The sequence below is a fragment of the Actinokineospora baliensis genome (genome assembly GCF_016907695.1).
In the GTDB taxonomy this organism is placed as follows: domain Bacteria; phylum Actinomycetota; class Actinomycetes; order Mycobacteriales; family Pseudonocardiaceae; genus Actinokineospora; species Actinokineospora baliensis.
The window spans coordinates 4,538,468-4,552,866 of record NZ_JAFBCK010000001.1 but is presented as its reverse complement, the minus strand read 5'-3'; the positions used below and the strand labels follow the sequence as shown (position 1 = coordinate 4,552,866).

Below are 14,399 nucleotides of genomic sequence, written 5' to 3'. Positions count from 1 at the left end.
CACCTCCACACCCGAAGATCGGGGTGTGGGTGATGCCGTCGAAGGATGGCAGGTAGTTGCCGTTGACGGTCCGCCGGACACTCTGCAGCGGGCGGGGCCTACTGGGGAAGGCGACGCACTGGAACTTCTGCTGTTCAGTCGCCCCTTGAAGTTGGCCGCACCGATCTTCGGTGGTTGCTAGCCCCGGAAGGTGCGCCTATAGGCGTCAGGTGGGACGCCGAGGGTGCGGTGGAAGTGGCGGCGCAGGGTGGTGGCGGTGCCCATGCCGGTGGCTGCTGCTATTGCGTCGATGTTGGTGTCGGTGCTTTCGAGGAGTTCTTGGGCGCGGCGGATGCGTTGGGTGAGTAGCCATTGCAACGGCGTAGTGCCGATGGATGAGCGGAAGTGGCGGGTGAGGGTGCGGGAGCTCATGTTCGCCTGCCGGGCGAGGTCTTCCACGGTGAGCGGCTGGTCCAGGCGTTGCGAGACCCACGGGAGCAGTGCCGTGAGTGGGGCGTCCTTCACCGGTACCGGCGTGGTGACGAACTGGGCTTGGCCGCCCGCGCGGTGTGGGGGTACGACCAGGCGGCGGGCGATGGTGTTGGCGACGGCGGCGCCGTGGTCGGTGCGGATTAGGTGGAGGCATAGGTCCATCGCGGCGGCTTTGCCCGCTGAGGTGAGGACGCTGCCGTTGTCGACGTAGAGCACGTCCGGGGTGACCTCGACCAGGGGGTAGCGGGCGGCGAGGTCGTCGGTGTGGGCCCAGTGGGTCGTCGCGCGGCGACCGTCCAGCAGGCCCGCGGCGGCGAGTACGAACGCGCCGGTGCACAGCGACGCGACGCGGGCGCCCGCTTCGTGGGCGGCGCGGACGGCGTCGACGAGGTCGTCCGGCGGGGTCACGTCGACGTCGGACCAGCCGGGGACGATGACGGTGTCGGCGCGGGCGAGGTGGTCGAGTCCGTGGTCAGGCCGCAGGTCGAACCGGCCGAGGCGGACCGGGCCGGTGCCGCAGATGACCAGGTCGTAGCTGGTCGCGGTGAACACCTCGTGCGCCAGCGCCAGCTCGAAGTGCAGCATGCCGTCGGTGGCGGCGAGGGCGACGGTGGGCATGTCCGAAAGTGTACGCATCATGGCGTTCCGGACGCTGGTGACGGCGTGGAGGTCACCCGCACGATGGTCGGGCACTGGTTCCGGCACGGGTGGGAGAGTCGATGGGCGAGGAGATCGCGGTGTACGGCGGGTACGGGCACACGGGGCGGTTCGTGGTCGCTGAGCTGCGGGAACGTGGCCACAACCCGGTGCCGTCCGGCCGTGACGCGGACAAGCTGGCCGCCGCCCACCCCGACCTGGACACCCGGCAGGCGTCGGTCGACGATCCGGCGGCTCTCGACCGGGCGTTGCGCGGGGTCGCCGCCGTGATCAACTGCGCTGGGCCGTTCGCAGTGACCGCTGCGCCGGTCATCGAGGCGGCCGGGCGCGCGGGCATCCCGTACGTGGACGTGGCGGCCGAGGTCGAGGCCAACGTGGACACCTTCGCCCGGTTCTCGGACACGGTGGTGGTCCCCGCGATGGCGTTCTTCGGCGGGCTCGGCGACCTGCTGGTCACGGCCGCGCTGGGCGACTCGGCGGCCGCAGACGAGGTGCACGTCGCCTATGGGTTGAGCAGTTGGCACCCCACCGAGGGCACCGTCGCGGCGGGCGCGGTGTCGAGCGCGCGGCGCGGCGGGCGGCGGGTGCGGTTCACCGGCGGCGCGCTCGAGTACCACGACGACAGCCTGCCGACGCTGGAGTGGCCATTCCCGTCGGGGCCGCGCGAGGTGATCGGCGAGTTCACCATGGCCGACGTGGTCACCGTCCCCAGCCACCTGGCGGTTCCCGAGGTCCGCACGTACATGGCGGTCGAGGCGGCGCGGGACCTGGCGGGCGGGGTGATCTCCGAGCGGCCGGACCAGACGTTCGTGGTCGACGTGCTGGTGCGCTCCGGCGGGGTCGACCGGCGCGTCGTGGCGTCCGGTCAGGACATCTACGCGATCAGCGCGCCGCTCGCGGTGGAGGCGGTCGAGCGGATCCTGTCCGGGCGGACTCGGGCGACCGGGGTGGCGTCGGCCGGGAAGATCTTCGACGCCGCCGATTTCCTGCGCGCGTTGGCGCCGCGGCTCACCGTGGAGTCGCTGGGACAGGGCACCGGCGGCACCCTGGGGTGGTGACGAGCCGGGAAGCGGACAGCTACACCGTCCTGTCGGTGAAGGCGATCATCGTGTGGGCGGCGCTGATCCTGGGGGTCGGGGCCGGGGTGACGGCGTGGCTGGTGCTGGGCAACGCGGGCCGCGACACAGAGGTGAACCGGATTCGGCTCGACGCGATCCGCACCGCGGGCTCGATCGTGGTCGGCACCGGCGGCGCGGCGGCGCTGCTGCTGGCCGCGCGAAGACAGCGCAGCACCGAGATCGCATTGCGGCAGCGCGACCGCGAGCAGGCTGCGACCGAGCAGGCGCTCGCGCTGCAGGAGCGGGTCGCCGCCGACACCAGGGAGGACGCGGCGGCGCGGCGGATCACCGACCTGTACACGAAGGCGGTCGAGTTGCTGGGGGCGGCGCAGGCACCGGTGCGCTTGGGCGGTTTGTACGCGCTGGAGCGGCTGGCGCAGGACAACCCGGGCCAGCGGCAGACGATCATCAACGTGCTGTGTTCGTGCCTGCGCATGCCCGCGGACCTGCCCGACGAGGACGACCTGCCGGAAGGCACCACGGCGGAGGCCTATAGGGAGCGGCTGCAGGAGCGCGAGTTCCGACTGACCGCGCAGCGGCTGCTCACCGCGCACCTTTGCCCCGACAACCCCGGCTTCTGGCGCGGCATCGACCTGGACCTCACCGCCGCGACCCTCATCGGGTTCAGCCTGCACCGGTGTGCGGCCCGCTCGGCGGTCTTCAAGTCCGCCACCTTCACCGGCTACGCCGACTTCTCGGCCGCGACGTTCACCGGCCCCGCCGACCTCAGCGGCACCACCTTCACCGGCGGGGTCACGTTCGCGCTGGCCACCTTCCACCGCGAAACCGACTTCGAATGGGCGACCTTCACCGACCACGCCAACTTCGAACAGGCGACGTTCGCCGCCGCCGACTTCGAGTGGTCCACCTTCACCGACGGCGCCAACTTCGACCAGGCGAGGTTCACCGGCCCCACCAACTTCGGCTCCACCACCTTCACCGACGGCGTCGACTTCGAACAGGCGGAGTTCACCGAAGACGTCACCTTCGCCGCCGCCACCTTTACCGGCTACGCCGACTTCAGAGCCGCCACCTTCACCACGGCCGACTTCACCACATCCACCTTCACCGCCAACGCCGACTTCGCCGACACCACTTTCACCACCGCGGACTTCCACAACACCACCTTCGACCGCGGCACCCCACCCGCACTGGCCCCGTACCTGAACACCCCGGATTGACGCTCCGCCAATCCCCGGCCAGGACCGCACGTCGTCGCGCTGCCAGCCCGCTGGAGAACGGATGGGCTGCCCTACGGCTGAGGCTGCGGGTGTTGGCCTTGGTGGGCGTGTGCGCCCGCTGCCGAACTCGCTTACCCGGTGCGAGAAGCGTTGGCGAACGTCGACCGGCACGCGGACGCGGATGCTGCTCGAAGCCCGAGGGCGACGAGGGTGTGATCAGCGTGCGCGACGACGAGGTGGGCCCAATCGATCACGTCTGCGGCTGCGGGTGCTGGCCTTGGCAGGACTGTGCGCCGCTACCGAACTCACCTGATGCGCGAGGCGTTGGCGAACGTCGACTGAGGGCGCCTGGGTGCCGCTGGAACGCATGGGCGACGGCGTGGTGGTCAGCGTGCGCGACGACGAGGTGGGCCCAATCGATCACGGCTGCGGCCGCAGGCGCCGCCACGCTGGCCTTGGTGGGCGTGTGCGCCACTGCCGACCTCACCTGATGCGCGAAGCGATGGCGAACGTCGACTGAGGGCGCCTGGGTGCCGCTGGAACGCATGGGCGGCGGGGTGGTGGTCAGCGTGCGCGACGACGAGGTGGCCCAATCGATCACGGCTGCGGCCGCAGGCGCCGCCACGCTGGCCTTGGTGGGCGTGTGCGCCACTGCCGACCTCACCTGACGCACGAGGCGTTGGCGAACGTCGACTGCGAGCGCCTGGGTGCCGCTGGAACGCATGGGCGACGGGGTGGTGGTCAGCGTGCGCGACGACTCAGTCGCCCGGTTGATCTGCGGCTGAGTCGCTTCGGCGGGAACCTGGTCGCCCGTAGGCACGGCGCCGCAGCCGGATGTGATGTCGATGGCCAAGGGTGTGTCGAGGTGTCTTCTAGAGGGGTCTGCCTGATTCGAGGCGGGTGCCGGTGCGGGGGGTTGGGCGCAGGCTGATCAGGCTGCCGAGGAAGAAGTCGGTTCGGTTGCTGCCGTGGCGGACCAGTTCGGTGGGGGTGCAGCCGACCAGTTGGCGGAAGTCGCGGTTGAGATGGGCTTGGTCGGCGTAGCCGCAGTGCGCGGCGATGGTGGTCAGGGGTGGCGGTGTGCTGCCGGTCATCAGTCGGACGGCTCGGTGGGAGCGGGCGACTCTGGCGACGGACTTGGGCGGTAGGCCGATGTCCCGGTGGAAGCTGGTGCTCAGGTGCTGTCTGCTCAAGCCCACCTCGCGGGCCAGTGCGTCGACCCTGATCGGCGTGTCCGCGACGGTGAGGTGCCGCCAGCCGTTGTCGAGGTGTTTGGCGGGGGCCGGGTCGATCCACTGGGTGAGGCGGTGGTCCAGGACGCGGAACCGGTGGTCCCAGTCCGGTGCCAGTGCCAACTCCTCGGCCAGGTGGCGCGCGCGTGGGCCGAGCAGGTCGTCGAGCGCGGTGGTGGTGTTGGCCAGTTCTCGGGGCGCGATGCCGAACAGCGCTCGGGCGCCTGGCGGGGTGAGTTCAACGATGACCGCGTGCTCCCACGCGGGGCGCCGGTAGCTGGTCGGACGGTCGGACAGGCCGGTGACCTGCAGCCGGGATCCGGTGTCGAGGTCGATCACCACGATGACCGAGTTCAACGCGGCGACCAACCCGGTGCGTGGCTCGTCGGCTGTCCGTTGGCAGGCGAGGTAGAAGCTGACCCAGGGGGCGAGGAACCGGTGTGGCACCTGGGTTCGCCAGAAGTCCTCCACGCCCCCGACGGTCCTCCCCGCCCGACGACAAGGTCAACAACCCGACCGGACATTCGTCCAAGACCCCGCCTTCGGCCCCGTACTAGCGTCGGTTCCCGTCACCACGACGACGGAGGTCGAGATGATCAAGCACAAGCTCCTGCCCGCGCTCGCGGTCATGGCGGCGGCGGGGATCGCCATGGCGCTGAGCACCCCGGCGGACGCGCTCGACAAGCCGGACACCGCGCGTGCCGCAGGCGTCATGTTCAACAACGTCAAGTACGCACCCACCTGGGTGTTCCAATGCCCGTCCGCGCAGTGCAACCGCGCCGAGAACGTCTTCCCGGAAGACGTCCTGCTCGACTACTGCTACGTCGAAGGCTCACCCGTGGGCGGCATCCCCTACTGGGACCTGGTCTACGTCACCACCGCGTCCAAGAAGTACGCCGGATTCGTGCCCAGGGCCAACCTCGCGAAACCCAACCAGTACGAGTTGTGCTACTGATGGCCACCCCGTGAGCACCTGCTGGTGGGATTAGCTGACGTAGTCGGCCAAGTGTTCCCCGGTGAGGGTGGAGCGGGCGGCTACCAGGTCGGCGGGGGTTCCTTCGAAGACGACCTTGCCGCCGTCGTGGCCTGCGCCTGGGCCTAGGTCGATGATCCAGTCGGCGTGGGCCATGACGGCTTGGTGGTGTTCGATGACGATGACGGACTTGCCGGAGTCGACTAGGCGGTCGAGCAGGCCCAGCAGGTGGTCGACGTCGGCCAGGTGTAGGCCGGTGGTGGGCTCGTCGAGCACGTAGACGCCGCCTTTTTCGGACATGTGGGTGGCCAGTTTGAGGCGTTGGCGTTCGCCGCCGGAGAGGGTGGTGAGGGGTTGGCCGAGGCTGAGGTAGCCGAGGCCGACGTCGGAGAGGTGGGTGAGGATCTTGTGGGCGGCGGGGATGTGGGCGTCTCCGCCGCTGAAGAACTCGGTGGCGTCGGTGACGGACATGGCGAGGACCTCGCTGATGTCGCGGCCGCCGAACTTGTAGTCGAGGACTTCGGCTTGGAAGCGCTTGCCCTCGCAGAGCTCGCAGGGGGTGGCGACGCCCGCCATCATGGCCAGGTCGGTGAAGATGACGCCCGCGCCGTTGCAGGTGGGGCAGGCGCCCTCCGAGTTGGCGCTGAACAGGGCGGGTTTCACGTTGTTGGCCTTGGCGAAAGCCTTGCGGATGGGCTCGAGCAGACCCGTGTAGGTGGCCGGGTTGCTGCGGCGGGAGCCCTTGATCGCGGTCTGGTCCACCGAGATCACGCCGTCGCCGCCGGAGACGGAGCCGTGGATCAGGGAACTCTTGCCCGAGCCCGCCACGCCGGTCACCACGACTAGCACGCCCAGCGGGATGTCGACGTTGACCTTGCGCAGGTTGTTGGTGGTGGCACCCCGCACCTGCAGCGCGCCACTAGGCGCGCGGACCTCGTCTTTAAGCGAGGCCCGGTCGTCGAGGTGCCGACCGGTGACGGTGCCGCTGGCGCGCAGGCCCTCGAGCGTCCCCTCGAAGCAGACGGTGCCGCCCGCGGTGCCCGCGCCGGGGCCCAGGTCGACGATGTGGTCGGCGATGGCGATGGCCTCGGGCTTGTGCTCGACGACCAGCACCGTGTTGCCCTTGTCGCGCAGGCGCAGCAGCAGGTCGTTCATCCGCTGGATGTCGTGCGGGTGCAGTCCGATTGTGGGCTCGTCGAAGACGTAGGTGGTGTCGGTGAGCGACGAGCCGAGGTGGCGGATCATCTTCACCCGCTGCGCCTCACCGCCGGACAGGGTGCCCGACGGCCGGTTGAGCGAGAGGTACCCGAGGCCGATCTGCACGAACGAGTCCAGCGTGTGCCCCAGTGTCTCCAGCAGCGGCGCGACCGACGGCTCCGAGAGGCCGCGGACCCACTCGGCGAGATCGCTGATCTGCATCGCGCAGGCGTCGGCGATGCTGATCCGCTTGATCTTCGACGACCTGGCCGCCTCGCTGAGCCGGGTGCCCGCGCAGTCCGGGCAGGTGGTGAAGGTGACCGCGCGCTCGACGAAGGCCCGGATGTGCGGCTGCAGCGACTCCTTGTCCTTGGACAGGAACGACTTCTGGATCTTGGGGATGAGGCCCTCGTAGGTGAGGTTGACCCCCTCCACCTTGACCTTGGTCGGCTCCCGGTAGAGGAAGTCCTGCATCTCCTTCTTGGTGAACTTGCGGATCGGCTTGTCCGGGTCCAGGAACCCGGACTCGGCGTAGATCCGCACCGTCCACCAGCTGTCGGACTTCCACCCGGGGATGGTGAACGCGCCCTCGGCGATCGACTTGGAGTCGTCGTAGAGCTGGGTGAGGTCGATGTCGGTGACCGAGCCCCTGCCCTCGCAGCGCGGGCACATGCCGCCGGTGATGGAGAAGCTGCGCCGCTCCTTCACCGTCTTGCCCGCGCGCTCCACGGTGACCGCCCCGGCGCCGCTGATCGAGGCGACGTTGAACGAGAACGCCTGCGGTGACCCGATGTGCGGCTTGCCGAGCCTGCTGAACAGGATCCGCAGCATCGCGTTGGCGTCGGTCGCCGTGCCGACGGTCGAGCGCGGGTCGGCGCCCAGTCGCTGCTGGTCGACGATGATCGCGGTGGTCAGGCCCTCGAGCACGTCGACGTCCGGGCGGGCCAGGGTCGGCATGAAGCCCTGGACGAACGCGCTGTAGGTCTCGTTGATCATCCGCTGCGACTCGGCGGCGATGGTGCTGAACACCAGCGAGCTCTTGCCGGACCCGGACACCCCGGTGAACACCGTCAACCGGCGCTTGGGCAGCTCGACGCTGACGTCCTTGAGGTTGTTCTCCCGCGCGCCGAGCACCCGGATCAGCTCGTGGCTGTCGGCGACGTGCGCCCCGGTCGCCTGGGCGGCCGCCCGCTTGGGCTTGCTCATCGTCTCTCCATCGGTCGGCCCGGCCGCGGCCCGGGTGGGTGGTCTGTTCGGCACTTCGGTCACTGTCTACCGGATGGGCACGACACGCGTCGCGCGGATCATCAGTCCTGGATGAGGCCGAGGACGTTGCCGTCGGGGTCGGTGACGGTGGCGACCAGCCGGGTGCCGCCGACCTGCCTGGGGGCCTGGGCGACGGTGGCGCCCGCGGCGACGAGCTCGGCGATCTTGGCCTCGATGTCGGTCACGTGCCAGTGGGTGACCGGGCCGGTCATGCCCTGGGCGGCACCGCCGGGCACCAGGCCGATGTGCTGGCCCTCGTGCTCGAACCCGACGTAGTAGGGCGCGTCGGCCTGGGGCTCGGTGCCCAGCAGAGCGGTGTACACGGCCTTGGCGGCGGCCAGGTCGGTGACCGGGTGCAGGATGGTCTTGGCGCCGAGGTTGGACATGCGGATCTCCCGGGAATCGTTGGGTGTTGGGGTGTCGCGGTTGGACACGGGAGCAACACTAGGTCGGGCCGCGGGAGGGCGCTTCTCGATTCGTGACCGGTGTGGACGCGCGAGGGCACCAGCCGCCGTGGAGCGGCTGGTGCCCGGTGGTCACCGTGTGGTTACAGGGTGACCGTCCATGCGTCGAGCAACCCGGTGTCGCCGGGCCCGTTGTCGCCGATGCGCAGAGTCCACTTGCCGGTGGCGTTCTCGTTGACGTTGGTGACCGTGAAGGTCTTGGGGTTGGGGAACGCTGTGCACGGGTAGCCGCCATAGCGCTGCAGCGTGTACCAGGTGCCGGAGGGGCCGACCAGGGTGACGTTGAGGTCCTGTTGGCAGGTGTGTGTGGCGGCCACGCTTACCTTCACGGTGGTGGCTGCCTTACCGGACAGGGTCACGCTAAGAGGGCTGATGACGGTCTGGTAGTCGCGGATCTGGAAGTCGGTGTCGCTGCGGAACGTGCGGCCGCCGCCCGGGTTGCCGGGCTGGGTGCGGGCTTGCACGGCAGCACTGGCAGGCGAAGCGTTGCCCGCGGCGTCGTTGGCTTTGACGGTGAACGTGTAGGCGGTGTCGGGCGACAGGCCATTGACCGTCGCCGTCGTCGCTGCGACGGTCGCCGCGACCGTAGTGCCGTTGTAGACGGTGTAGCCGGTGACGCCGACGTTGTCCGTGGCGGCGTCCCAGGCCAGGGTCACGCTGCTGGAGGTGGTGCCGGTCGCGCGCGGGTTGGCGGGCGCGGTCGGCGCCTGGGTGTCGCCTCCCCCGCCGCTGGTGACGAGGGTGAGGTTCCACTTCCGCAGCGCCTCGGTGACCGGCTGGAAGATCGACTGGTCGCGCGCGCCACCCGGGCTGCAGGAGGACGCGCCACCCGAGTGCAGGCCGACGGCCTTGTCCCCGGCCAGCCAGGCGCCGCCGGAGTCGCCGCCCAGCGAGCACGCGGTGGTGGTGGCCAACCCCTCGACGACCACGCTGCCGTAGCTGATCGTCTGGTTGACCGCGGTCACCTCGCCGCACTGCCACTTCGACGTGTTCCCCGAGTGGCACACCGCCTGCCCGACCAGCGGTTCCACCGAACCGGAGACGGTCACCGCGCTGCCGCCCCAGGTGTTCACCGAGGCCGACAGCGACCAGCCCGACTCGGTGACCGCGACGACGCCCATGTCGCCCTCGCGGGCGTTGACCGACCGCGAGCCGCCGACGTTGGAGGTGCCGATGCGGTTCTGGCTGCCGCTCTGCCCGTAGGCGGCCTGGTTGGCGTCGTTGGTGCAGTGCCCGGCGGTCAGGAAGTGCTTGCCACCGGAGGAATCCGTGGCCGGGAAGCCCACGGAGCAGTTGGACTCGCTGCCGGGCCACCACGGGTTGCCGGGCTGGACCGTGCCGCTCTGCTGGACCGGCGACGAGGTGGTCTCCACGACGCGGACGCCGTCGATGGCCGGGAACGCGCGGGACGTGCGCGTGCGGTCGATGCGGACGACGACGTCGTTGGCGCGCGGGTCGACGCCCCAGGAGGTCACGCCGGGGAACGCGTGGTCGGCGACGGTCTTGACCAGCCGGTCGAGGGTCGCCTGATCGCGGCTGACCATGACCGGTTGTGCGCCGAGGTCGCGCACGGCGGCCGCGGTGGCCTCGTCGGTGACGGCGACCTTCAAGCCGCCGTCGAGCCACAGGCCCGCGGTGCCGGTGCGGGGCAGGGCCGCCACGACGCGCTGGGCCTGGGCCTGGTCGGCGAGCCGGTCTTGCGCCTCGGTCCGGCTGATGCCGAGGTCGCGGCTGAGCGCGTCCACCACCGGGTCGTCGGGGGCCGCGCCCGCGCCGGAGGCGTACCCGGCGCTCACGGACAGGGTCAGCGCGCACGCCAACCACAGGGCTGTTCGCAATCGCATGTGTCACTCCGTAGGAGTCGATAGCAGGGTGCGATCGAAGCTAGGGATGGCCCGGACCGCCCGAAATGCGGGAAACCCCTCGTTCATCGAATTGGCGCTGGTCAGGGGATGGCCAACGTCTCAAGATGGGCGAATGCCTCTCGTCGGTGTCCGCGTCGCGGACCACGACCGCGCCCGGTTGTTGCTCTACGGTCCGGCCGGGATCGGTAAGTCCGCCCTGGCCACGGCCCTCGCCGAGCGCGCCGACGCGGCCTTGGTGATCGCGCCGCAGCCCGCCGACGCGGAGGTGCCGGGGGCGGGGTTGGCCGAGCTGCGGGCGGCGGCGGGACTGCCGTGCTTGCCCACCGGTGACGGGCTGAGCGGGCGGGCGCTGGCGGTGGAGACCGTGCGGGCGCTGGCGGGGCTGTTGGTCGTGGACAACGCGCAGTGGCTGGATCCGGTGAGTGCCGAGTTGATCGGGTTCGCCATCCGGCACGCGCCGGGGTTGCGGGTTGTTGTCGCCGAGCGCGCGAACCGGCGGCCGGCGCGGGGGGTGGCTGTCCTCGGCGCGGAGGCCGATCGCGGGCCACTGCCGCCGTTGAGTCCGGACGATGTCGCCGAACTGTTGGCGCACAACGGGTTCCGGTACCGCTGGGCGGGGCGGGTGCACGCGCTCAGCGGCGGCAATCCCGGTTTGGCGCTGGAGTTCGGGGCGGCGCTGGCAGGCCGGGAGCCAGTCGCGGCGGTTCCGCTGCCGGATGCGGTCCGGCGGACGATCGGTGCCCGGCTGGCCGAGTTGGACCCTGCGGTGCTGCGGACGGCGCGGCTGGCGGCGCTGGCGGAGCGCCCCACGCTCGCGGTGCTGCACCGAGCGGGTGGCGTGGACCTGGCCGAGGTCGACGACCTGGTCGTGGTGGACGAACTCGACGGGGTGTCGTTCCCGGCCGGGGCCGTGGCGGCGACCCTGACCGCCGACATCCCGTACGCGCAGCGGCTCGACCTGCACCGGGACCTCGCGGGCGCGGTGGACGACCCCGTGCAGCGGACGCGGCACCGGGCGTTGGCCGCCGCCGAGCCGGACCCGGATCTCGCCGACGAACTGGAGCGGGCCGCCGCGGTGGTGCGCGACCAGGGGAACCGCAGGTTGGCGGCCGAATTGAGCCTGCTCGCGGCGCAGCGGACACCACCGACCGACGAGGACACTCTGATCAGGCGGGCGGGCGACGCGGCGGTGGACGCGGGCCACTCCGGTCTCGCCGAACGCGCCTGGAACGCGGCGCGGCTGGTACTCGACCGCAGCACCGACCCCCGGCAGCGGCTGCGCGTGCGGCTGGCCCTGGCCGATTCGGCTGGTCAGGCGATGACCGATGTGGACGACCAACTCGCGGCGGCGTTGGCCGACGCTGGTGACGACCCGGACCTGGTCGCTGTCGTGCGGCTGTGGGAGGCGGTGCGCGCCAACATCTCCGCAGGCGACCCGGTCACCGCACGCGAGCTGGCCCGGGAAGCGGCGGACCTGACCGTGCACGACATGGCGGTGCGCGCGCGGGCGTTGACGGTGCGCGCCCGGATGGAGCGGGTGCTCGGTTTGCCGGACTCGTCGGCGCTCGAGGAGGCGCTGGCTTTGAGCGGCGCGGGGATCGACGTGCACGACACCCCGGAGTACCTGGCTGTGCGGCACGCGGTGTTCGACGACAGGTTGACGGCAGCGCGTTCGCGGCTCTTAGTGCTGCTGCCCGCAGCGCAGCGCGCGGGCGCGGTCGACGACGTAGTGGACGTCTTCCGGTCGTTGGCGGAGGTCGAGGGCCGCGCCGGTCGTTGTGGTCACGCGCTCTCTTACGCGCGACGGGCACTTGAGCTGACCGCGTCCGCGGGCCTGTCCCCCGGCCCTGCCTGGTACACGGCCGCAGTGGCGGAGACCGCGGGTGGAACATTCGAACGGGCGGTGGCCTACGCGCGGCGCGGTGCCGTTGCTTCCGAACAGGAGCAGGACCGGATCTACCTCTCGCGGTGCCTACACGCGCTCGGGGTTGTCCGGCTGGTGACGGCGGCCTCGGACGAGGCGGTGAGCGTGCTGTCCCGAGTGCGAGAACTTGAGCAGGAACAGCAGGTCGGCGACCCGTCGATCCTGCGTTGGCACGCCGACCTGGCCGAAGCGTTGATCGCGGTGGGCGACCCGGCCGCCGAACCGCTGCTGGTCACGACCCGGGAACGGGCGGTGGAGCTGGGGCGCGACGGGGTGGTGGCGATGCTCGACCGGTCCGCCGGGATCGCGGCGGGGTCGGCGGCGCAGTTGCGGTCGGTGGCCGGGCGGTTCACCGCGCTGGGGTTGCTGATGGAGGCCGGGCGGACCCTGCTCGCGCTGGCGTCGGTGCAGCGGCGGGCGCGGCGGCGCGGATCGGCGCGGTCGGTCCTGGCGGAGGCGGCCGAGCTGTTCGACCGGCTCGACGCCGTGCCCTGGTCGGCGCTGGCGGCCCAGCGGCTGCGGCACCTGGACCCCGCGGACGGCGACCTGACCCGCACCGAGGCGCGGCTGGCCGAGCTGGTGAACGCCGGGGCAACCAACCAGCAGGCCGCGTCGGCGCTGAGCGTGAGCGTGAAGACCGTCGAGGCGACGCTGACCAGGGTGTACCGGAAGCTGGGGGTGCACTCGCGGGCCCAACTGGTGGCGCGGCTGGCCCGGCGGTAAGGGGTTTCCCTTATTGGTCGAGAGACCCCGGCTCGGCCACGCTCTGTGTCGTGGAATTGAGTGACGTGCTGGCGCAGGTGCACGACGACGTCGGCCGGATCACGACCGGGGTGGTCACCTCGGCGATCCCGGCCCTGGCCAGGGTGGACCCGCACCGGTTCGGGCTGGCGTTCGCGGGCGTGGACGGCGAACTGGAGGGCGTCGGCGACTGGGACCTGGCGTTCTCGCTGCAGAGCGTGTCGAAGGTGTTCAGCCTCGCCCTGGTACTCGCGCACGACGGCGAGGCGTTGTGGTCCAGGGTCCACCGGCAGCCGTCAGTGCACCGGTTCAACTCCCTCTCCGAACTCGACGGCGACTGCGGCATCCCCCGCAACCCGTTCGTCAACGCAGGCGCACTAGTCGTCACCGACCGGCTACTAGGCATCACCGGCAACGCCAAGGCCGCCGTCTTGGACCTACTGCACACAGAGTCCGGCGGCGGCCCCTACTTCGACGCCGTAGTCGCAGCCGACGAACAAGCCCACAACCACCGCAACAGCGCCATAGCCCACCTCATCGCCGACCACGGCAACCTCCACCACCCGGTAGAGGACGTCCTGGCGCACTACACGTGGCACTGCGCCATAGCCGCCACCTGCGGGCAGCTGGCCACCGCCGCCCTCTTCTTGGCCCGAGGCGGCACCCGCGCCAACGGCTCCCGCCTACTGTCGGCCGCCGACACCACGCGCCTCAACGCCACCCTGCTGACATGCGGCACCTATGACGCGGCTGGCGACTTCGCGTACGCGGTGGGACTCCCGGCTAAGAGCGGGATCGGGGGCGGGATCCTCGCGGTGATCCCGGGCCGGGGGGTGCTGTGCGCTTGGGGGCCTGCTCTTGACGCGCATGGGAACTCGGTCGCCGGGGCGTTGGCCCTGTCGTCCTTCACGAGCATCACGGGGTGGTCAATCTTCTAGTGCCCCAGGATGTTGACCACATTGCCATCGGGGTCCTTCACGAAGAACCGCCGAACACCCCAGGGCTCCGTGGTCAACTCGTGCACGATCTCAGCCCCGCTCTCCCGCGCCGCCCTATAGGCCCCCTCGACGTCATCGACCTCTATGGACGCCACCGGCACCACCCCCGCGGTGGCGTCGTGGGTCATCAGGCTGAGCTGCACCTCGGGACGCCCGGGTTGTGCGAGCGTGACGATCCACCCGTGGTCCATGACCACTTCCATGCCCAGGACAGCTGTGTAGAAGCGAGTAGCCGCCTCTAGGGACGTGCTGGTCAAGTCCGGAACAACCCGACGCACCGCCATGCTCTCTCCTCCAAGTCCGCTCCCCCCA

At 70.7% G+C, this 14,399-nt stretch carries 12 protein-coding genes; 6 read left to right on the top strand and 6 right to left on the bottom strand.

All coding sequences use genetic code 11. The annotated features are described in order from the left end of the window. Nucleotides 1-177 precede the first annotated feature (177 nt). Nucleotides 178-1,089, bottom strand: a complete 912-nt coding sequence (locus tag JOD54_RS20865; protein WP_204452240.1) for a helix-turn-helix domain-containing protein — start codon at nt 1,087-1,089, stop codon at nt 178-180. Nucleotides 1,090-1,190: 101 nt separating this feature from the next. On the opposite strand from JOD54_RS20865, the gene JOD54_RS20860 reads away from it, so the two are divergent. The 3 genes from JOD54_RS20860 to JOD54_RS20850 all read left to right on the top strand — a co-directional run bounded on the left by JOD54_RS20860 (nt 1,191) and on the right by JOD54_RS20850 (nt 4,095). Beyond that, entirely contained in the window at nt 1,191-2,186 is a 996-nt protein-coding gene (locus JOD54_RS20860) for a saccharopine dehydrogenase NADP-binding domain-containing protein (protein ID WP_204452238.1), read from the top strand. Further along, nucleotides 2,183-3,427: a pentapeptide repeat-containing protein gene (locus JOD54_RS35695; protein WP_204452235.1), complete on the top strand. Its 1,245-nt coding sequence runs from the start codon at nt 2,183-2,185 to the stop codon at nt 3,425-3,427. Before JOD54_RS20860 ends, JOD54_RS35695 begins: the two co-directional genes overlap by 4 nt. Nucleotides 3,428-3,957: 530 nt before the next feature. Continuing rightward, nucleotides 3,958-4,095, top strand: coding sequence for a hypothetical protein (locus JOD54_RS20850; protein ID WP_204452233.1), 138 nt, complete (start codon nt 3,958-3,960; stop codon nt 4,093-4,095). Between the two features lie 204 nt (nt 4,096-4,299). Here JOD54_RS20850 and JOD54_RS35690 read toward each other — a convergent pair whose 3' ends face one another. Next, complete coding sequence (locus JOD54_RS35690; protein WP_204452230.1) at nt 4,300-5,130, bottom strand: helix-turn-helix transcriptional regulator; 831 nt, start codon at nt 5,128-5,130, stop codon at nt 4,300-4,302. Nucleotides 5,131-5,251: 121 nt separating this feature from the next. On the opposite strand from JOD54_RS35690, the gene JOD54_RS20840 reads away from it, so the two are divergent. Continuing rightward, nucleotides 5,252-5,614, top strand: a complete 363-nt coding sequence (locus JOD54_RS20840) for a hypothetical protein (RefSeq protein WP_204452228.1) — start codon at nt 5,252-5,254, stop codon at nt 5,612-5,614. A 30-nt stretch (nt 5,615-5,644) separates the two neighbouring features. Here the strand turns inward: JOD54_RS20840 and JOD54_RS20835 are convergent, their stop codons facing one another. The 3 genes from JOD54_RS20835 to JOD54_RS20825 all read right to left on the bottom strand — a co-directional run bounded on the left by JOD54_RS20835 (nt 5,645) and on the right by JOD54_RS20825 (nt 10,403). Continuing rightward, entirely contained in the window at nt 5,645-8,035 is a 2,391-nt protein-coding gene (locus tag JOD54_RS20835; protein WP_204452226.1) for an ATP-binding cassette domain-containing protein, read from the bottom strand. Nucleotides 8,036-8,136: 101 nt separating this feature from the next. Beyond that, nucleotides 8,137-8,529: a VOC family protein gene (locus JOD54_RS20830; RefSeq protein ID WP_307860197.1), complete on the bottom strand. Its 393-nt coding sequence runs from the start codon at nt 8,527-8,529 to the stop codon at nt 8,137-8,139. A gap of 113 nt (nt 8,530-8,642) precedes the next feature. Then, nucleotides 8,643-10,403: a proprotein convertase P-domain-containing protein gene (locus tag JOD54_RS20825; RefSeq protein WP_204452224.1), complete on the bottom strand. Its 1,761-nt coding sequence runs from the start codon at nt 10,401-10,403 to the stop codon at nt 8,643-8,645. A 133-nt stretch (nt 10,404-10,536) separates the two neighbouring features. Here JOD54_RS20825 and JOD54_RS20820 point away from each other — a divergent pair, with 133 nt between their 5' ends. Continuing rightward, nucleotides 10,537-13,071, top strand: coding sequence for a helix-turn-helix transcriptional regulator (locus JOD54_RS20820; RefSeq protein WP_204452222.1), 2,535 nt, complete (start codon nt 10,537-10,539; stop codon nt 13,069-13,071). Between the two features lie 50 nt (nt 13,072-13,121). Beyond that, entirely contained in the window at nt 13,122-14,027 is a 906-nt protein-coding gene (gene glsA / locus JOD54_RS20815) for a glutaminase A (protein ID WP_204452220.1), read from the top strand. Here the strand turns inward: glsA and JOD54_RS20810 are convergent. Then, a complete protein-coding gene (locus JOD54_RS20810; protein ID WP_204452217.1) occupies nt 14,024-14,371 on the bottom strand; it encodes a VOC family protein in 348 nt (115 codons plus the stop codon). The genes glsA and JOD54_RS20810 overlap by 4 nt on opposite strands. Between the last annotated feature and the right edge of the window lie 28 nt (nt 14,372-14,399).